Origin of the sequence: Microbacterium thalassium, assembly GCF_014208045.1 — a bacterium.
Taxonomy (GTDB): Bacteria; Actinomycetota; Actinomycetes; order Actinomycetales; family Microbacteriaceae; genus Microbacterium; species Microbacterium thalassium.
The window spans coordinates 1,914,410-1,932,883 of the sequence record NZ_JACHML010000001.1; the positions used below are offsets into that span (position 1 = coordinate 1,914,410).

Annotated in this window: 15 protein-coding genes; 7 read left to right on the top strand and 8 right to left on the bottom strand. The window is 71.3% G+C overall.

Annotated elements, in window-relative coordinates; genetic code table 11:
- Position 1 precedes the first annotated feature (1 nt).
- Entirely contained in the window at positions 2 to 1,105 is a 1,104-nt protein-coding gene (gene ald / locus HD594_RS08745; protein WP_184750598.1) for an alanine dehydrogenase, read from the bottom strand.
- A 34-nt stretch (positions 1,106 to 1,139) separates the two neighbouring features.
- Complete coding sequence (locus tag HD594_RS08750; RefSeq protein WP_184750600.1) at positions 1,140 to 2,129, bottom strand: asparaginase; 990 nt, start codon at positions 2,127 to 2,129, stop codon at positions 1,140 to 1,142.
- Positions 2,130 to 2,181: 52 nt separating this feature from the next.
- Between HD594_RS08750 and HD594_RS08755 the strand changes: the two genes are divergently transcribed.
- On the top strand, positions 2,182 to 2,658 hold the full coding sequence (locus HD594_RS08755) for an OsmC family protein (RefSeq protein ID WP_184750602.1): 477 nt from the start codon (positions 2,182 to 2,184) through the stop codon (positions 2,656 to 2,658).
- Between the two features lie 15 nt (positions 2,659 to 2,673).
- On the opposite strand, the gene HD594_RS08760 is transcribed toward HD594_RS08755, so the two are convergent.
- The gene (locus HD594_RS08760; protein WP_373877194.1) at positions 2,674 to 3,459 is read right to left on the bottom strand and encodes a lysophospholipid acyltransferase family protein; all 786 of its coding nucleotides are present in this window, start codon (positions 3,457 to 3,459) and stop codon (positions 2,674 to 2,676) included.
- A gap of 115 nt (positions 3,460 to 3,574) precedes the next feature.
- Here HD594_RS08760 and HD594_RS17850 point away from each other — a divergent pair, with 115 nt between their 5' ends.
- Together HD594_RS17850 and dxr are read left to right on the top strand one after the other, a co-directional pair.
- Positions 3,575 to 4,519 (top strand): FKBP-type peptidyl-prolyl cis-trans isomerase, encoded by a 945-nt coding sequence (locus HD594_RS17850; protein ID WP_184750604.1) that lies wholly within the window; start codon positions 3,575 to 3,577, stop codon positions 4,517 to 4,519.
- A gap of 42 nt (positions 4,520 to 4,561) precedes the next feature.
- On the top strand, positions 4,562 to 5,644 hold the full coding sequence (gene dxr, locus HD594_RS08770; protein ID WP_184750606.1) for a 1-deoxy-D-xylulose-5-phosphate reductoisomerase: 1,083 nt from the start codon (positions 4,562 to 4,564) through the stop codon (positions 5,642 to 5,644).
- A gap of 12 nt (positions 5,645 to 5,656) precedes the next feature.
- Here dxr and pflA read toward each other — a convergent pair whose 3' ends face one another.
- The 3 genes from pflA to HD594_RS08785 all read right to left on the bottom strand — a co-directional run bounded on the left by pflA (position 5,657) and on the right by HD594_RS08785 (position 10,733).
- Positions 5,657 to 6,568 carry a pyruvate formate-lyase-activating protein gene (gene pflA / locus HD594_RS08775; RefSeq protein WP_184750608.1) on the bottom strand — a complete coding sequence of 304 codons (912 nt, stop codon included), beginning with the start codon at positions 6,566 to 6,568 and terminating at the stop codon, positions 5,657 to 5,659.
- A gap of 5 nt (positions 6,569 to 6,573) precedes the next feature.
- Entirely contained in the window at positions 6,574 to 8,853 is a 2,280-nt protein-coding gene (gene pflB, locus HD594_RS08780; RefSeq protein ID WP_184750609.1) for a formate C-acetyltransferase, read from the bottom strand.
- 212 nt (positions 8,854 to 9,065) lie between these two features.
- Positions 9,066 to 10,733: a Mur ligase family protein gene (locus HD594_RS08785; RefSeq protein ID WP_184750610.1), complete on the bottom strand. Its 1,668-nt coding sequence runs from the start codon at positions 10,731 to 10,733 to the stop codon at positions 9,066 to 9,068.
- Between the two features lie 96 nt (positions 10,734 to 10,829).
- Here HD594_RS08785 and HD594_RS08790 point away from each other — a divergent pair, with 96 nt between their 5' ends.
- The 3 genes from HD594_RS08790 to HD594_RS08800 all read left to right on the top strand — a co-directional run bounded on the left by HD594_RS08790 (position 10,830) and on the right by HD594_RS08800 (position 13,881).
- Complete coding sequence (locus HD594_RS08790) at positions 10,830 to 12,164, top strand: M50 family metallopeptidase (RefSeq protein ID WP_184750611.1); 1,335 nt, start codon at positions 10,830 to 10,832, stop codon at positions 12,162 to 12,164.
- 83 nt (positions 12,165 to 12,247) lie between these two features.
- Positions 12,248 to 12,616, top strand: coding sequence for a YciI family protein (locus HD594_RS08795; RefSeq protein WP_184750612.1), 369 nt, complete (start codon positions 12,248 to 12,250; stop codon positions 12,614 to 12,616).
- On the top strand, positions 12,613 to 13,881 hold the full coding sequence (locus HD594_RS08800; RefSeq protein WP_184750613.1) for an RNA polymerase sigma factor: 1,269 nt from the start codon (positions 12,613 to 12,615) through the stop codon (positions 13,879 to 13,881). Before HD594_RS08795 ends, HD594_RS08800 begins: the two co-directional genes overlap by 4 nt.
- A gap of 16 nt (positions 13,882 to 13,897) precedes the next feature.
- Here the strand turns inward: HD594_RS08800 and HD594_RS08805 are convergent, their stop codons facing one another.
- Both HD594_RS08805 and HD594_RS08810 read right to left on the bottom strand, forming a co-directional pair.
- Positions 13,898 to 15,823, bottom strand: coding sequence for an anthranilate synthase family protein (locus tag HD594_RS08805; RefSeq protein ID WP_184750614.1), 1,926 nt, complete (start codon positions 15,821 to 15,823; stop codon positions 13,898 to 13,900).
- A 148-nt stretch (positions 15,824 to 15,971) separates the two neighbouring features.
- Positions 15,972 to 17,204 (bottom strand): low temperature requirement protein A, encoded by a 1,233-nt coding sequence (locus tag HD594_RS08810; RefSeq protein WP_221446587.1) that lies wholly within the window; start codon positions 17,202 to 17,204, stop codon positions 15,972 to 15,974.
- Positions 17,205 to 17,277: 73 nt separating this feature from the next.
- On the opposite strand from HD594_RS08810, the gene ispG reads away from it, so the two are divergent.
- Positions 17,278 to 18,429, top strand: a complete 1,152-nt coding sequence (ispG, locus tag HD594_RS08815) for a flavodoxin-dependent (E)-4-hydroxy-3-methylbut-2-enyl-diphosphate synthase (protein ID WP_184750615.1) — start codon at positions 17,278 to 17,280, stop codon at positions 18,427 to 18,429.
- Positions 18,430 to 18,474 lie beyond the last annotated feature (45 nt).

Consider the following 18,474-nt stretch of genomic DNA (forward strand, 5'->3'; position numbering starts at 1 on the left):
CTCAGCTCCAGGCGGCCAGCGGCATCCCGTGCGCCGCCGCGACGCCGGCGCTCACGACGGTTCCGGCCACCGTGTTCAGACCGGCCGCGAGCGCCGGGTCCGAGCGCAGGGCCTCCTGCCACCCGACACGCGCGATCCTGCGGATGTAGGGGAGCGTGGCGTTGGTCAGTGCCGACGTCGACGTGTTCGGCACGGCGCCGGGCATGTTCGCGACGCAGTAGAACACGCTCTGGTGGACCGGGAACGTCGGGTCGGCGTGCGTGGTGGGCCGCGTGTCCTCGAAGCATCCGCCCTGGTCGACCGCGATGTCCACGAGCACCGAGCCCGGCCGCATCCGGCTCACCATCTCGTTGGTGACGAGCTTCGGGGCCTTCGCTCCGGGGATCAGCACCGAGCCGATCACGAGATCGGAGTCCACGACCGCCCGGTCCAGATCGAGCGGGTTCGACGCGGCCGTCTTGACGCGCCCCTGGAAATGGTCGTCCAGGTAGCGCAGGCGCTGCACGTTGGTGTCGAAGACGGTGACGTCGGCGCCGAGTCCCGCGGCGATCACGGCGGCGTTGGCGCCGGCGACGCCGCCGCCGATGACCGTCACGCGTGCCGGGCGCGTGCCCGGAACCCCCGACATGAGAAGACCCAGGCCCCCGGCCGAGCGCATGAGGGTCGCGGCGCCCACCTGCGGGGCGAGGCGACCCGCGACCTCGCTCATCGGGGCCAGCAGCGGCAGTCCGCCGGTCGGCAGCTGCACCGTCTCGTACGCGATCGCGGTCGTGCGGCTGGCCACCAGACGCTCGGTGAGAGGGAGATCGGCGGCCAGGTGGAGGTAGGTGAACAGCACCAGGTCCTCGCGGAAGTGGCCGTACTCGCTCGCGACCGGCTCCTTGACCTTCAGCAGCAGCTCGGCGCCCGACCACACCGTCTCGGCGTCCTCGCACAGCGTCGCACCCGCCGCGACGTACTCGGCGTCGGGCATCGACGATCCGTCGCCGGCGCCGCGCTGCACGAGCACCTCGTGGCCGGACGTGACCAGGTCGTGGACTCCGGCGGGCGTGAGCGCCACGCGGTACTCGTTGTTCTTCACCTCGGTGGGGACGCCGATCCTCATCGCATTTCCTTTCCGCCCCCGGGTGGGGAGCGCTCTAGAAGACGGGGCGGATGGCCCCGACGATCTCTTCGCCGCCCATGACGGTCGTGCCGAGCCCTGTCACCGCGTCGGCGACGTCCGGCGCCGCGAGTGCGCCGGCCCGCTCGAGGAGGCGCAGGGCGACCACGTGGGCGGCCCGCGGACTGCCGTCCAGCATCTTGAGGGCGACCGTCGTGCCGTCGGGCGCGACGACGGCGAGCACGCCTTCGGCGCCGTGCTTGGCGAAGACCCCCAGGCGCTCGATGACGACGGTGTCGGGCCGCCCGGGACCATGGATCGTCCACGGGTGCTCGCGGACCGTCTGCACCAGGGTCCCCGCGCTGCGGTGGAGGGCGAACGGCGACGTGGTCGAGGACGTGCCGATGCGGTGGATCGCCTTGGCGAGACCGAACAGGCTCATGGCGTGGACCGGGGCGCCGCAGCCGTCGACGGCGGTCGCGGCGACCTTCTCGCCGATGAGCCGCTCGACGACGTCGCGGATGTGCACCTGCAGAGGATGCTCGGGGTCGAGGTAGCCCGACGTGCTCCAGCCGGCCGTCGCGCACGTCAGGAGCATCGCGGCGTGCTTGCCGGAGCAGTTCATGCGCACGCGGGCCGGTTCGGCGTGATCGCGCACGAGCTCGTCCCGGGCGGCGCGATCGAGCGGCCAGGCGGGCGGGCAGCCGAGGTCGTCCTCGCCGACGCCGGCCGCGCCGAGGATGTCGCGGACGACGCCCACGTGGCGGTCGGTGCCCGAGTGGCTCGCCGTCGCGAGACCGAGGGCCTCGCCCTCCAGCGGCGCACCCGCCGAGAGCATCGCGAGCGCCTGCAGGGGCTTGAGGGTCGAACGGGGGAGGATGAGCGCTGACGGGTCGCCGAGCGACTCCGCGATCGCGCCGTCGGGGGTCATGACGACCGCCGATCCGGCGTGGCGGGACTCGACGAATCCGCTGCGCTCGACAACGGCGAGTTCGACGGCTTGCGAGACGGCGAACGTGTGCGGCACCAGGTCAGCCTATCGCCGGGCGGGCGCCGAACCGCGTGACAGACTGTCCTCTATGTTCGGCGAGCATCGATACCGTGTCCGGAGCGTGTGGACCGGTGACCGGGGCACGGGCACCAGCGGCTACCGCGACTACGACCGCGCGGTGAGCATCTCGGTCGAGGGCAAGCCCGAACTGCTCGCGTCCGCCGACAAGCCGTTCCGCGGCGACCCGGCGCGGTGGAACCCCGAGGACATGCTCGTGGCGGCCCTGAGCGAGTGCCACCTGCTGTCGTACCTCCACGCGTGCGTGCAGGCCGGCGTCGTCGTGCTCGCGTACGAGGACGACGCATCCGGGCTCATGCGCGAGGACGGGAGCGGCGCCGGCCGGTTCCACGAGGTCGTGCTGCGCCCGCGGGTCACGATCGCGGACGCGGCGATGCGCGACGCCGCGCTCGCCGCGCACGAGACGGCGCACGGCTGGTGCTTCATCGCCAACTCGGTGAACTTCCCGGTGCGGCACGAACCCGTGATCGAGATCGTCGCCGGCTGACGGCGGGACGGAGCGTCAGCGCCGCTCGTGCGGCAGCGCCTGCTTGATGCGGTCGATCGCGCCGTGCGGCGGAACCTCGTTGTAGGCGCCGGCGAGCTCCTGGCCGGACAGCGCGTGGATGGCCGACATGATGTCGTCGGTGGCGAGCCGGCGGGCGCGCCCCGACGTCGCCGGGCCGTGGTGCGCGAGGTCGAGCGGCTCGCCGAACCTGACCGTGATGCGGTGCTTGAGCGACGGCATCCGCTGTCCCACCGGCATGACCTTGTCGGTGCCGATCAGCCCCACCGGCACGACCGGCGCTCCGGTCTGCAGGGCGAGGAAGGCCACGCCCGTCCGGCCCTTGTACAGACGCCCGTCGAGCGACCGCGTGCCCTCGGGGTACAGCGCGACGGCGCTCCCGGAGTCGAGGAGCCGCCGCTGCTGGTCGAGTGCGTCCAGCGCCGCCTGTCCGGCGCCGCGCTGGACGGGGATCGCCCCGATCGCGGTGAAGAACTCGCGCTGCGCCCAGCCCGAGAAGCCGGGGCCCTCGAAGTAGCTCGCCTTCGCCAGGAAGTGCACCGGGCGGGGCGCTGCGACCGGGATGGCGATCGAATCGATGAACGACAGGTGGTTGCTCGCGAAGATCACGGGGCCCGACTTCGGCACGTTCGCGCGCCCCTCGATGTGCGGGCGGTACACGAGGCGCGCGAGCGGCGTGATCACGACGCGACCCAGCGCGTACGTGATCCCCATGTGGACCGTGGCCGGCTCGGGCGCCGTGTTCTCGTCTTCGCGGGGTTCGGGTGTCTCCTCGGAAGTCACCAGTCGAGGCTATCGGGTCTTCGATACCACATTCGGCATAGCCGACTCTCAGCACGCGGGCCGCCGACATGAGGGAGGATGGAGTGTTCCCACACACCACCCCCGAGGTCTCATCGTGCGCATCCGCCTGCTCTCCGCCGTATCCGTCGCCGCGCTGTCCGTGCTCGTCCTGACGGGATGCACATCGGCCGGAACCGAGTCGACGCCCGAGGCGACCGCCTCGGCATCCGCCGACCTGTGCGCGGTCGCCGCGCCCACCGGCGAGACCGCCGAGTCGATCTCGGTCAGCGGTGAGGTCGGCCAGTCGCCGACCGTCGAGTTCGAAGCGCCGCTGGACATCGTCAGCGCCGAGCGCACCGTGGCCGTCGAAGGCGACGGCGCGCAGATCACCGAGGGCGCCTACGTCTCCTACGCGCTGGCGATCTTCGACGCCACGACCGGCGAGAGCCTGCAGGAGGCCGGCTTCGGCGGCACCGCGCTCCCGGCCATGCAGATCAGCGTCGGCGGAGGCCCCGACACCTTCTTCGGCTGCGCGACCGCCGGCTCGCGCCTCGTGATGACCATTCCGGATGCCGGCAGCGGCGCGCAGGTCTACGTGATCGACGTCCTGGACGTCACGGCAGCAGACGCCTGGTGCTCGGTCTCCGAGCCCGGCGACGCCTTCCCGACCGTCGAGTTCGACGCCGACGGCAACCCGACCGTGACCATTCCGGATGCCGACGCCCCCGAGGGCGTCGAGGTCGAGGTGCTCGAGGCGGGCGACGGCGAGGTCGTCGAGTCCGGCGACAATGTGACCGTCGACTACCTGGGCGTGACGTGGAGCGACGGCGAGACGTTCGACTCCAGCTACGAGCGCGGCGAGCCGGCGACCTTCCCCACGACCGGCGTCGTCTCGGGCTTCCAGCGGGCGCTGGAGGGCCAGACGGTCGGCTCCACCGTGCTCGTGTCGATGCCCCCGGCCTGCGCCTACGGCGAGGCGGGGTCGAGTACCAACGAGCTCGCCGGCGAGACGCTCGTGTTCGTCATCGAGATCGTCGAGACCGCGCGCGGCGACCAGTGACCCGCGCGATGCGGCGCGTCCCGCGGTCGGTAGGCTGACGGGATGCGCCGCATCCTCATCCTCGGCTCCACCGGGTCGATCGGCACCCAGGCGCTGGACGTCATCCGCGCCAACCCTGCTCGGTTCGAGGTCGTGGGCCTGGCCGCCGGCCGGGATCGCGCCGGCGTCGCGGCGCAGGCCGCCGAGTTCGGCGTCGAGCACACCGCGCTCGGCGCGGTCGAGGCGGAGCAGCTGGTGCGCGATGTCGAGGCGGATGTCGTCCTCAACGGCATCACCGGCTCGGTGGGCCTCGGCCCCACGCTCGCCGCGCTCGAGGCCGGGCGGACGCTGGCCCTGGCGAACAAGGAGTCGCTCATCGTCGGCGGCGATCTCGTGACCAAGATCGCGCAGCCGGGACAGATCGTGCCCGTCGACTCCGAGCATTCCGCGATCGCACAGGCGCTCCGGTCGGGCGAGCCCGGCGAGGTCCGGCGGCTGGTGCTCACGGCATCCGGCGGTCCCTTCCGGGGGCGCTCGCGCGACGAGCTCGCCTCGGTGACCCCTGCGCAGGCCCTCGCGCATCCGACATGGGACATGGGCCGTGTGGTGACGACGAACTCGGCGACGCTGGTGAACAAGGGGCTCGAGGTGATCGAGGCGCACCTGCTCTTCGATGTGCCCTACGACGAGATCGACGTCGTCGTGCATCCGCAGTCGATCGTGCACTCGATGGTGGAGTTCGTCGACGGGTCGACGATCGCGCAGGCCTCGCCGCCCGACATGCGCCTGCCCATCTCGTTGGGCCTCGACTGGCCGCACCGCGTGGCGGGCGTGGGCGCGCCGCTGGACTGGACGACCGCGACGGCGTGGACCTTCGAGCCGCTCGACGACGAGGCCTTCCCCGCCGTGCGCCTCGCCAAGCAGGTCGGCGGCGCGGGCGGGACCTACCCGGCCGTCTTCAACGCGGCGAACGAGCAGGCGGTGGACGCCTTCCACGACGGGAAGCTGTCGTTCCCCGGCATCGTCGAGACCGTCGCGGCGATCGTCGACGAGCACGAGGCGCCGGGTGAGCTCACGCGCGAGACGCTCGCCGACGCCGAGGCCTGGGCGCGGGACGCCGCCGACCGTGCGATCGCGGCCCGCTGAGACGGGACCCGGTCAGTAGGTCGTGAGGCCGTGGGCGCGGAACCGCGCGCGCACCTCGTCGACGAGCTCGGGAGTGGGCGGCTCGACGTCGTCGAGCGCGTACTCGAGGCCGGCCGCGTGCCACTTGTCGCGGCCCATCTGGTGGAACGGCAGCACTTCGACGCGCGAGACGGTGCCCGCGTGGATCTCGTTGAGAGAGGCGGCGTACTCCGCCACCCGCTCGACGTTCTCGGCGTCGTCGGTGAGACCGGGGACGAGCACGAAGCGGATCCACACCTCGGGGCCGTGACCGTCGGCGCCGCGCTCGGCGATGCGGCGGCCGAAGGCCAGGGTCGGCTCGAGGTCGCGGCCGGTGACCTTCCGGTAGGTGTCGGGGACGCCCGACTTGACGTCGAGCAGCACCAGGTCGGTGTCCTCGAGCATCGCGTCGGTGGCGTTCGCGCCGAGGAAGCCGGACGTGTCGAGCGTGGTGTGCACGCCCATCTCCTTCGCACCGCGCAGGATGCGCGCGGCGAACGCCGGCTGCATGAGCACCTCGCCGCCGGACAGCGTGAGGCCGCCGCCGGTGGCGGAGAACACCCCGAGGTACCGGCGGACGCGGGCCAGCAGCTCGTCGGCGGTGACCGGCTCGCCGTCCTTCATCTTCATCGTGTCGGGGTTGTGGCAGTACAGGCAACGCAGCGGGCATCCGCTGAGGAAGACCGTGAGGCGCGTGCCGGGACCGTCGACCGCTGTGACCAGTTCCCACGAGTGAACGGATCCGAGCTCACCTGCGCGCATCGCAGCGAGGCGCTCGTCGCGGTCGACGTCCCGGACGGCCAGACCGTCCAGACCCGCGCCGGCGCGGCGGGCCGGGCGGATCGACGGAGCGTCGAGTCGCACGTCCTGGCCCGGCCGAACCGGTGCGGTGATCTGGCAGGTCATCCGGATCACATCGATCCGTGGAAGGTGCGAGACAGCACGTCGAGCTGCTGCTCGCGGGTGAGACGGACGAAGTTGACGGCGTAGCCCGAGACGCGGATCGTCAGCTGCGGGTAGTTCTCCGGGTGCTCCATGGCGTCCTCGAGCGTCTCGCGGTTCAGCACGTTGACGTTCATGTGGTAGCCGTTGGCGCCGATGTAGGCGTCCAGCAGACCGCTGAGGTTGGCCACCTGCTCGTCCTTCGTGCGGCCCAGGCCCGAGGGGACCACCGTGTTGGTCAGCGAGATGCCGTCCTCGGCCTCGCTGTACGGCAGCTTCGCCACCGACAGCGCCGAGGCGAGCATGCCGTGCGTGTCGCGCCCGTTCATCGGGTTCGCGCCCGGGGCGAACGGCTCGCCGGCGCGGCGGCCGTCGGGGGTCGAGCCCGTGGCCTTGCCGTACACGACGTTCGACGTGATCGTCAGCACCGACTGCGTCGGCACCGCGTCGCGGTAGGTCGGGTGCGTGCGCACCTTCGCCATGAACCGCTCCACGAGGTCCACCGCGATGTCGTCGGCGCGGTCGTCGTCGTTGCCGAACGTGGGGAACTCGCCCTCGGTCTCGTAGTCGACCACGATGCCGCGCTCGTCGAAGACGGGCGTCACGGCGGCGTACTTGATCGCCGCGAGCGAGTCGGCCGCGACCGACAGCCCGGCGATGCCGCAGGCCATCGTGCGCATCACGTTCTTGTCGTGCAGCGCCATCTCGATGCGCTCGTACGCGTACTTGTCGTGCGACCAGTGGATGCAGTTGAGCGCCTCGACGTAGGTGTCGGCGAGCCAGTCCATCGTCTTGTCGAAGCGGGCCATGACGTCGTCGTAGTCCAGCATCGCGTCGGCGACGGGCGCGGCCGCGGGGGAGACCTGCTTGCCGCTGACCTCGTCACGGCCGCCGTTGATGGCGTACAGCAGCGCCTTGGCGAGGTTCACGCGGGCGCCGAAGAACTGCATCTGCTTGCCGACGCGCATGGGCGAGACGCAGCACGCGATGGCCGCGTCGTCGCCCCACCGGCAGCGGATGAGGTCGTCGGACTCGTACTGCACCGCCGAGGTGTCGATCGAGACCTGCGCGCAGAAGTCCTTGAACCCCTGCGGGAGCTTGCTCGACCAGAAGACCGTCATGTTCGGCTCGGGCGCGGGCCCCAGGTTGTACAGCGTCTGCAGGAACCGGAACGAGTTCTTGGTGACCATCGAGCGGCCGTCCTCGCCGATGCCGCCGATCGTCTCGGTGACCCACGTCGGGTCGCCGGAGAACAGTGCATCGTACTCGGGGGTGCGCAGGAACCGGACGATCCGCAGCTTGATCACGAAGTCGTCGACGAGCTCCTGGGCCCGCTCCTCGGTGAGGGTGCCGGCGGCGAGGTCGCGCTCGATGTAGACGTCGAGGAACGTCGAGGTGCGGCCGAGCGACATCGCCGCGCCGTTCTGCTCCTTGACCGAGGCGAGGTAGCCGAAGTACAGCCATTGCACGGCCTCGGCGGCCGTGGTCGCCGGGCCCGAGATGTCCACGCCGTAGCTCGCCGCCATCTGCTTGAGCTCGACGAGGGCCCGCAGCTGCTCCGCGTGCTCCTCGCGCTCGCGCGCGACCTTGTCCGAGAAGGGGCGGGTGTCGAGGTCGAGCTTGTCGAGCTTCTTCGCGGCGATGAGGCCGTCGACGCCGTAGAGGGCGACGCGGCGGTAGTCGCCGATGATCCGGCCGCGGCCGTACGCGTCGGGCAGGCCGGTGACGATGTGGGCGCTGCGGGCGGCGCGGACCTTGGGCGGGTAGACGTCGAAGACGCCCTGGTTGTGCGTCTTGCGGTACTCGGTGAAGACCGTCTTGAGGGTCTGGTCGACCTCGTAGCCGTAGGTGTCGAGCGCGGTCTCGACCATGCGCCAGCCGCCGTTGGGCATGATGGCCCGCTTCAGGGGAGCGTCGGTCTGGAGCCCGACGATCACGTGGTCGTCATCGCTGATGTAGCCGGGGCCGTGGGCGGTGATGCCGGCGGGGGTGTGCGGGTCGACGTCGTAGACGCCCTTCTCGCGCTCCTCGGGGAACATGGCGCTCAGGGTGTCCCACACGCGCGTCGTGCGCTCGGTGGGTCCGGCGAGGAACGCCGCGTCGCCGTCGTAGGGCGTGAGGTTGCGCTGGATGAAGTCGCGCACGTCGATGGCGTCCTGCCAGGGGCCGGGGACGAATCCCGCCCATGCCGTGGGGACCTGGTCGTGCTGCGACCCGGGGGTGGCGGGTGCTGCTTCTGCGATGCTCATGACACGATTCCTTCTTCGTCGACTGGTCGGTCGCGTCGGTTCGCAGGCCCTCGTGGGGAGCCTTCCGGCGTGCCGTGATCTCAGGCTACTCCATGTGGTCAGACCACATATCAAGATGCACGGATTCCACAACAGCGGGCCGGGATACGCGCGAGGGCTTTGTGGTCAGACCACAAAGCCCTCGCGCGCGCGTGAGAGGGGTGCGCGCCGGTTCAGGAAGCGGGGAAGTCGAAGGGTCGCAGCGGATCCGAGATGACGACGTGATCGTCCGGATACGGCACCGGCCAATGGGGATCCGGCACGGGCCAGCCGGCCGCCCGCAGCGCCCGGCGGGCGAGCTCGCGCGCGGAGTACGGTGTGCGCACGCCCCGGATGTCCCGGTAGTCCTGGTGCCCCGGGCCGGCCCACAGGACCGCGTCGCCGTCGCCCACTCGCGCCACCGTCTCGACGATGGCGCGCTCGGGCGGCGAGAACTCCAGGATCTCGGCCTCGGGTCGCGCGCGTCGTGCACCCTCGATGAGCGTCGCGCGGATCGAGTCGGGGTCCTCGAAGCGCGGGTGGTGGTCGGTGATCACGAGGATGTCGCTGCCCTCGACGGCGGTGCGCCCCATATCGTGGCGCTTGGTCGCGTCGCGGTCGCCGTCGGCGCCGAACAGCATGACGGTCTTCCCCGGCGTCACGCGCCGGATCGCGGCGAGCGTCTTCTCGAACGCGTCGGGGGAGTGGCCGAAGTCGACGTAGATCGCGGGACCGCGTTCGCCCGACACCAGTTGCGTGCGCCCGGGAAGGTACGCTTCGATGCGGCCGCCGTCCAGCGCCGAGGTCAGGCGCTCCCACCGGTAGCCGCCCTCGAGCAGCATCACGATCGCGAGCCCGGCGTTGGCGGCCATGTGGCGCCCGATGACCGGGACGACCGTCGTGAGGGTGCGCCCGTCGCGCGCCGTCAGCGAGAACTCGGTGCCGTCCTGGCGCTCGTCGATGATGTCGACGATCCAGTCCGCGGACGCCGCGGCCTCCGCCTCGAACGCGATCGCGGGCGTCGCGATGGTGACCGCGGGCACCTCGCAGCGCTCGGCGACCTCGGGCCCGTACTCGGAGTCCAGGCAGATGACGGCGCGCTTCGAGCGGTCCGGCCGGAACAGCGGCATCTTCGCCTCGAAGTACTCGCGCATGTCGGCGTAGTCGTCGAGGTGGTCGTGGCTGAGATTCGTGAAGCCGGCGACGTCGAAGACGAGTCCGTCGACGCGATGCCGGCTGAGAGCCTGCGCGCTCACCTCGACCGCCACGGCCTCGACCCCGCGCTCGCGCATCAGCGCGAGGAGCGCGTGGAACTCGGATGCCTCGGGCGTGGTCAGCCGCGAGACGATGACCTCGCCGGCGATGTGGCGCTCGGCGGTCGACGACAGGCCGGTGACGACGCCGAGCTGCTCGAGGATGCCCTCGAGCAGATGCGACACGCTCGTCTTGCCGTTCGTGCCCGTCGTGCCGAACAGCAGCGGGATGTCGTCGCCGGGGCCCGTGCCGTACACCCAGGCCGACAGATCGCCCAGCAGCGCGCGGGGGTGCTCCACCACGACGATCGGCAGGCCCGCGGAATCGGCGAGATCGGCGCCGGCGGCGTCGGTGATGACCGCGACGGCCCCCTTCTCGGCGGCGGCGGCCGCGAACTCGGCGCCGTGGCGCGTGCCGCCGCGGATCGCGACGAAGGCTTCACCGGGCCGCAGATCGGCGGTCGCCAGCGTGATGCCGGTGAGCTCGACGCCCGCGGCGTCGCCGCGCACCTCGCTCCCGAAGCGGGCTGCGAGATCGCTCAGCGCGTGGACGGGCGGGTGCTCCGGGCGCAGCACGGGGGGCAGATTCGAGGGGGCGTCTGTCGGCATGTCGGAACCATCTTCTCACCCGCGGACGCACCGCCGCGGTCATGTGCAGAGCGACTTCGCGGCGAACTCAAAGCGCGGCGCGGGTACCGTGTTCGTGTGGAAGCGATCGCGTTCGTCATCGGCCTGGTCCTCATGATCGTGGGGCTCGCCGTCTCGATCGCCCTGCACGAGATCGGGCACCTCGTGCCCGCCAAGAAGTTCGGCGTGCGCGTCGGCCAGTACATGGTCGGCTTCGGTCCCACGCTGTGGTCGCGCCGCCGGGGCGAGACCGAGTACGGCATCAAGGCGATCCCGCTCGGCGGCTACATCTCGATGGCGGGGATGTACCCGCCGTCTCCCCAGGAGGCCGCGCGAGCCGGGTCGGGCCGCGCCGGCGGCGGCTTCTTCGCGACGATGGTGCAGGACGCCCGCGCCGCCAACGACGAGACCCTCGAGGCGGGCGACGACACCCGCGTGTTCTACCGCCTGCCGGTGTGGAAGCGCGTCGTCATCATGCTCGGCGGCCCTCTCATGAACCTGCTGCTGGCCGTCGTGCTGTTCGCGATCCTGCTCAGCGGCATCGGCCTCCAGACGGCGACGACGACGGTCCAGAGCGTCAGCCAGTGCATCATCCCCGCCGACGCCGAGCGCACCGAGTGCACCGCCGACGATCCCGTCGCTCCTGCCGCGGCGGCCGGCATCGAGCCCGGCGACGTGCTGGTGGCCGTCGACGGCGAGCCGGTGGAGACGTTCGCCGAGGCATCCGCCATCATCCAGGAATCCGCCGGAGAGCCTATCCCGGTGGTGATCGAGCGCGACGGCGCCGAACAGACGCTCACCCTGACGCCGCTCGCGGTCGAGCGCGCCGCCACCGACGCGCAGGGTCAGGTCGTCGTCGACGAGAACGGCGAGACCGTGACCGAGGAGGTCGGCTTCGTCGGCATCCGGCAGGAGGTCGACTACCTGCGCGCCCCGCTGTGGGAGGCGCCCGTCGTCGCCGCGCAGAACGTCGGCGCCGTCGCGAACCTCATCTGGCAGCTGCCGGTGAAGGTGTGGGAGACGGGCGTCGACACGATCACCGGGCAGGAGCGCGACCCCAACGGCCCGCTGAGCGTCGTCGGCGCGGGCTTCATCGCCGGCGAAGTGGCGGCCGCCGACGCGCCGATCCTCAACCGCGTCGCCGGCTTCCTCTCGCTGCTCGCATCCCTGAACATCGCGCTGTTCGTGTTCAACATGGTGCCGCTGCTGCCGCTGGACGGCGGCCACATCGCCGTGGCGCTGTGGGACGGCATCAAGCGCGCGTGGGCGAAGCTGACCGGGCGCGCGGCTCCGAAGCCGGTCGACGCGACGCGGCTCGTGCCGGCGACCTTCGTCGTCGTCGTCGCCCTGATCGCGATGGGCGCCGTGCTGATCATCTCGGACCTCGTGAACCCGATCTCGCTGCTCGGGTGACGGATTCGCCGGCGCATGTCGATCCGGGGCTTGTCCGTTCGCTGTGGGGATGAAACGGTTCCCCTGACGAAAGGAACGTCACCGTGAAGTACGTCCTCATGTTCACGTCCACGCCCGAGCTCGACGACGCCGTGGACCCCGCCCGCGCGCAGGAGGTCTACGGCCGCATCTACGAGTGGTTCGGCGAGCACTCCGACAAGTTCGCCGGCATCAGCGCCGAGCTCCAGCCGGTGTCCACCGCGACGACCGTCGCTCACGGCGACACGGGACCCGTGGTCGTCGACGGCCCCTTCTCGGAGGCCAAGGAGGTCGTGGGCGGGTTCACCGTCATCGACGTCCCCGACCTCGACGCGGCCATCGCGATGACGAAGACGTGGCCGGCCCTCGAGACGCCGGGCGTCTCGGTCGAGATCCGTCCCATGGTCGTCGACTACAGCCAGTTCGAGCAGTGACGGGGGCGGATGCCGCGGCCCGCGACTCCGGCGACGAGCCGGCGGCCGCGGCATCCGATCTCCTCCTCTCCGAGACCGTGCGCGCCGAGTCGGGGCGCATCGTCGCAGCCCTCACACGGAGGCTGGGCAGCTTCGACGTGGCCGAGGAGGCCGTCGCCGACGCCGTCGAAGAGGCGGTGCGGGAGTGGCGCGTGCGCGGCATCCCGCCCCGCCCCGGAGCGTGGCTGACCGAGGCGGCGCGCCACAACGCCATGGACCGGCTGCGACGCGACCGGGTGTACCGCGACAAGCTCACGCTGCTCGCCGAGCCGCTGCGCGAGGAGGCGGGGACGGATGCCGCCGAGCCGGACGAGCGGCTCCCACTGCTGTTCGGCTGCTGCCACCCGGCGCTCGCGCCCGACGCGCAGCTCGCGCTGACGCTGCGAACGATCGTCGGGCTCACCACGGCGCAGATCGCCCGCGCAACGCTCCAGCCGGTGCCGACGGTACAGCAGCGCATCGTGCGCGCGAAGCGCAAGATCGCCGCTGCGGGCATCCCGCTCCAGATCCCCGAGGGCGACGACCGCCGCGAGCGGCTGGACATCGTGCTGACGGTCGTGTCGGTCATGTACAGCGAGGCGCATCTGATGGACGGGCGGGATGCCGCCGCCGACCGAGACCTCGCCGACGACGCGATCTGGCTGGCGCGCGTGGTTGCCGCGTCGCTGCCGGACGAGGCCGAAGCGCACGGACTGGTCGCGTTGCTGCTGTTCCACCGCGCGCGGGAGAGTGCCCGCGCGGTCGACGGCGATCTGGTGCTGCTCGGCGACCAGGACCGGTCGCGCTGGGACCGTTCGCTCATGATCGCGGCGCACTCGTCGCTGCGTGCGGCGGCGGCCCTGCGGCGGCCGGGGCGCTGGCAGCTGCACGCGGCGATCGCGGCGTGCCACGCGGATGCGACGGGCGACGCCGGCACCGACTGGCTGCAGGTGCTCACGCTGTACGACATGCTGCTGGCCTACGACCGCTCGCCGCTCGTGCGGCTCAACCGCGCGGTGGCGCTGGCGCGCGTGGACGGACCTGACGTCGCCCTCGCCGAGGTGGACGACCTCGAGCCCGCGCTCGCCGGCGCCCACCTGTGGCATGCCGTGCGCGCGTCGCTGCTGCGCGAACTCGGGCGCGAGGACGAGGCGCTCGCCGCGGACCTGCGGGCGCTCGAGCTGACGGCGAACGCCGCCGAGCGGCGCCTCCTCGAGCGTCGGCTGGGTCGCCCGCCCGAATCCTGAGCGTGCGCCGATCCGGCTAGGCGCCGACGGGCGTGAGCGCGTGCGTGATGAGCCGCTCGAGGGTCGTCATGCCGTCGCGCGACAGGATCGACTCGAGGTGGCCCTGCACCGACGCGAAGCCGGCGCCGCGCAGCGCGTACACGTCGCCGGCGGCATCCGTCGACAGCTCCGCGCCGTCCACGCGCGTGGTGCCCGGCGCGACCCGAGCCGTGAACGTGTTGTAGAACCCGATGGACGCCGGCTGCCCGAACACGTCGACGGTCTTCTGCAGGCCCTGGTGCGGCGCGTCGAGCGGTCCCAGGCCCACGCCGAGGCCGTCGGCGAGGATCTGGTGGCTCAGGCACACCGCCAGCAGCGGCCGTCCCGACGCGCGCCGCCGCGCCACGATCTCGCGCATGCGGCGGATGCGGGCGCTGGTCTCATCGCGCGGGTCGCCCGGGCCGGGACCGGCCACGACGAGCTCGGCGTCGTCGATGTCTTCGTCGGATGCCGCGTCCCACGGGACGATGCGGGCATCGAGCCCGAGGTGCCGCAGCTGGTGGGCGAGCATCGTGGTGAAACGGTCCTCGGCGTCGATGACGAGCGCCGACCGGCCCGCGAACGGCCCCGACTCGCCGGGGTCTTGCGGATTGAGCCAGAAGTCGGCCAGGCGCGCGTTGCGCGACATCAGCAGCGCAGCGACGCCCGGGTCGTCGGCGAGCTTGCGCGAGACCGGAGCGGGGGCGTCCTCGTCGATCTCGTCGCGTGCCGCCTCGGCGGCGGCGTCGCGCGGGATCGCGCCGATCGCACCGAGGACGCCGGCCGCCTTGCCATGCGTCTCGCCGACCTCGCCGTACGGGTCCGAGTGGCGCACGAGCGTCGCGCCGACCGGCACGCGCAGCCGCCCGTCCACGAGGTACGCCGTGCGGATGAGGATCGGCGCATCGAGGTCGTGGGTGGGTTCGCCGGGGAGGACGTCGTCCGTGCGCGGCGTGAACAGCGCCGCGACACCGGAGTAGTAGCCCCGCGGCTCGCGCTCGTGCCGGGCGATCACGGTGCACGCGTTCTGCATGGGGGAGCCGGTGACCGTGGGGGCGAACATGGTCTCGCGCAGGATGTCGCGCGGGTCGAGGCGGCTCGTCCCCCGCAGCATGTACTCGGTGTGGGTCAGGCGCGACATCTCCTTGAGGTGCGGCCCGGTGATGCGGCCGCCGTCGGAGCACACGGCGCTCATCATCTTCAGCTCTTCGTCGACGACCATGAAGAGCTCCTCGGTCTCCTTGGTCGACTCCAGGAACTCGCTGAGGGTCTCGACCGTCGCGCCTCCCGCCGGGTGACGGAACGTGCCCGAGATGGGGTTCATCGTCACGATGCCGTCCTGCGCGCTGACATGCGCCTCGGGGCTGGCGCCCACGGCGATGTGTCCCGGCGTGACGACGAGGAACGTCCAGTAGGCGCCGCGCTCGTGCTCGAGAAGGGCCCGGAACCAGGTGAAGGCGGCCGTGACGGGATCGGCGTCGACGCCGGCGACGAAGTCGCGCCGGATGACGAAGTTGGCTCCCTCGCCGCGTCCGATCTCGTTCGTGATCACGTCGCGGACGATCTCGGCGTAGTCCTCGTCGGACAGGTCGAAGCCGGCATCCGTCAGCGGGACCGGCGCGGTCGGGAGGGCCGCCAGCACGGCGTCGCGGGGGAGCGCGGTGTGCTCGTCGACGACCAGGCACCGCAGCGGCGCATCGTCGTCGTGGCACGCGAAGCCGCGCTCGCGCACCTGCCGGTACGGCACCAGCGCGAGCACCTCGCGCGGGGCTCCGGCTGCATCGGCGAGCGGGATGTCGGCGAGCAGCTCGACGTCGACGACGTCGCCGGTGAGGACCTCGACAGAGGCGTCGTCGCGCGCGATCAGGGCGAAGGGGACGCCGCGCGCGGCGAGGTCGAAGAGGGTGTCAGCGGGCCCGGTCATCTCGGTCTTTCGTCATGGGGCGGTCACCAAAACGAAGAAGACCGCCCGGAGGCGGTCATGGTCACGCGTGCCCACCGCCTATGCGGTGAGCCACCAGGTGGGGTGCGCGGACATGCGCCGAAACTACCACAGCCCTCGCGGCCCGTGCTCACGCCATCGCCCGCTCGAGGGCCTCGGCCTGGTGCCGGTGTCCGACCGTCTCGTAGCCGACGATCGTGACGACGGGGGAGAGCGCGGCGATCAGCAGTCCCACGCCCAGAGTCGCGCCCAGCCCCACGGCGACGATGCTCAGGACGAGCACGACGAGGGAGCCGGCGAACAGCCAGAGGTGGAAGGGATCGAACTCCATCAGCAGCAGCGAGTAGAGGACGTAGACGCAGATCAGGAAGATCGCGACCGGGATGGCCACGCACCACATCGCGAAGAGGGCATCGACGTGCGCGACGTGCGCGATGACATTGGCCGCGACATGGAGTCCGGCGCCGACGCCGACGATCGATCCGAACAGGATCATGTGCCCGTATCCCCACGCGAAGGCGCGATTGCGGTGCACGCGGAGCACGCGTGCGGACGGGATCATGAAGTAGACCCACCACATGCCGAACGCCAGCGCCGTGCCGGACAGGGCGAGGATGCCGGCCTCGAGCGACCACCCTTCGTCCTCGACCACGGCCGAGATGATGAGGATGGTGCCCAGCACGACCTCGCCGAGCGTGATGATGACGAGCAGTCCATATCGCTCGGCGATGTGGTGAGCGTGCCACGGCGTACCGCCGTACCGGTGCTCGGCGACGACGGGTCCGATGATCTCGGCGGCCACCAGCAGTGCGGCGATGGTGAAGGTCGCCATCAGCGGCGGATCGGCGAACACCAGCGCGATCCAGCCGACCTGGGCGGCCGACACCCAGCCGGCGTACGTCAGGCACGTCGCCCGCCGCTCGGGGTCGTCGCGCGCCGCGCGCAGCCACAGGGCGACCGTCGCGACGCGCATGATGACGTAGCCGACGACGAGCAGGCCGTTGTCGAGGTGCGCGCCCTCGTCGATGGAGTGGAAGGCGGGCGGGATGCCCATCGCGAGGATCAGCACGCCCACCATCGCGATGAGCGTCGCGACACGGAAGAAGATGTCCTGGTTGTCGTAGGCCGAGGCCAGCCACGAGTAGTTGATCCACGCCCACGAGATGCCGAACACCGCCAGCGAGAAGCCCATGAGCGCGGGGCCGACATGCCCCAGCTCGAGCAGGTGCGCGGTCTGCGTCGCGGCCTGGCTGAAGGCCACGACGAACGTCAGGTCGAACAGCAGCTCCAGGGGCGTTGCCTGGCGGTGCGGTTCGTTCGGGTCCCGACCCGTCATGCGGGTGAGTCGGTGGCTGAGACTCATGCGCGCCAAGCTACACGTGTCGGGCACGCCGCCTCCACCGCCGGTTGGCCGTCGTCGGCGTAGGCTGGGGGGCGTGCCTGCTGTGAACATCGGAATGCCGAAGGTCCCCGAAACCCTCGCTCCGCGCCGGAAGTCCCGCCAGATCAAGGTCGGCAAGGTCCTGGTCGGCGGCGACGCGCCCGTCAGCGTCCAGTCGATGACGACGACGCCGACGACGAACATCAACGCCACGCTTCAGCAGATCGCCGAGCTGACGGCATCCGGCTGCGAGATCGTGCGCGTCGCGGTGCCGAGCCAGGACGACGCCGATGTCCTCCACATCATCGCGAAGAAGAGCCAGATCCCGGTCATCGCCGACATCCACTTCCAGCCGAAGTACGTCTTCCAGGCGATCGACGCCGGCTGCGCCGCCGTGCGCGTGAACCCGGGCAACATCCGCAAGTTCGACGACCAGGTCGGCGCGATCGCGAAGGCGGCGCAGGCGGCGGGAGTCTCGCTGCGCATCGGCGTGAACGCCGGGTCGCTCGACAAGCGCCTGCTCGAGAAGTACGGCAAAGCCACCCCCGAGGCGCTCGTCGAGAGCGCCGTGTGGGAGGCGTCGCTGTTCGAGGAGCACGACTTCCACGACTTCAAGATCTCGGTCAAGCACAACGACCCCATCGTCATGGTGAAGGCCTACCGGCAGCTCGCCGAGCGCGGCGACTGGCCGCTGCACCTGGGCGTCACCGAGGCGGGACCGGCCTTCCAGGGCACCATCAAGAGCGCGACGGCGTTCGGCATCCTGCTCGCCGAGGGCATCGGCGACACGATCCGCGTGTCGCTGTCGGCGCCGCCGGCCGAAGAGGTCAAGGTCGGCCACCAGATCCTGCAGTCGCTGAACCTGCGCGAGCGCAAGCTCGAGATCGTGTCGTGCCCGTCGTGCGGCCGCGCTCAGGTCGACGTCTATTCGCTGGCCGACAACGTCACCGAGGGCCTCAAGGACATGACGGTGCCGCTGCGCGTCGCGGTCATGGGCTGCGTCGTCAACGGTCCCGGCGAGGCGCGCGACGCCGACCTCGGAGTCGCGAGCGGCAACGGCAAGGGCCAGATCTTCGTCAAGGGCCAGGTCATCAAGACCGTGCCCGAGGCCGAGATCGTGCAGACGCTCATCGACGAGGCCAACCGCATCGCAGACGAGATGGGCCCCGACGCGGCGGTGGGCACCGCGCAGGTCATCACCAGCTGACATCGGCCCCGCACAGCGAAAGGGCCCCCGCCGAAGCGGGGGCCC

Bases quoted from the DNA above. Each gene is read 5' to 3' on its own strand.
- ald (WP_184750598.1), bottom strand. From the start codon at position 1,105: ATGAGGATCGGCGTCCCCACCGAGGTGAAGAACAACGAGTACCGCGTG.
- HD594_RS08755 (WP_184750602.1), top strand. From the start codon at position 2,182: ATGTTCGGCGAGCATCGATACCGTGTCCGGAGCGTGTGGACCGGTGAC.
- dxr (WP_184750606.1), top strand. From the start codon at position 4,562: ATGCGCCGCATCCTCATCCTCGGCTCCACCGGGTCGATCGGCACCCAG.
- pflA (WP_184750608.1), bottom strand. From the start codon at position 6,568: ATGACCTGCCAGATCACCGCACCGGTTCGGCCGGGCCAGGACGTGCGA.
- pflB (WP_184750609.1), bottom strand. From the start codon at position 8,853: ATGAGCATCGCAGAAGCAGCACCCGCCACCCCCGGGTCGCAGCACGAC.
- HD594_RS08785 (WP_184750610.1), bottom strand. From the start codon at position 10,733: ATGCCGACAGACGCCCCCTCGAATCTGCCCCCCGTGCTGCGCCCGGAG.
- HD594_RS08805 (WP_184750614.1), bottom strand. From the start codon at position 15,823: ATGACCGGGCCCGCTGACACCCTCTTCGACCTCGCCGCGCGCGGCGTC.
- HD594_RS08810 (WP_221446587.1), bottom strand. From the start codon at position 17,204: ATGAGTCTCAGCCACCGACTCACCCGCATGACGGGTCGGGACCCGAAC.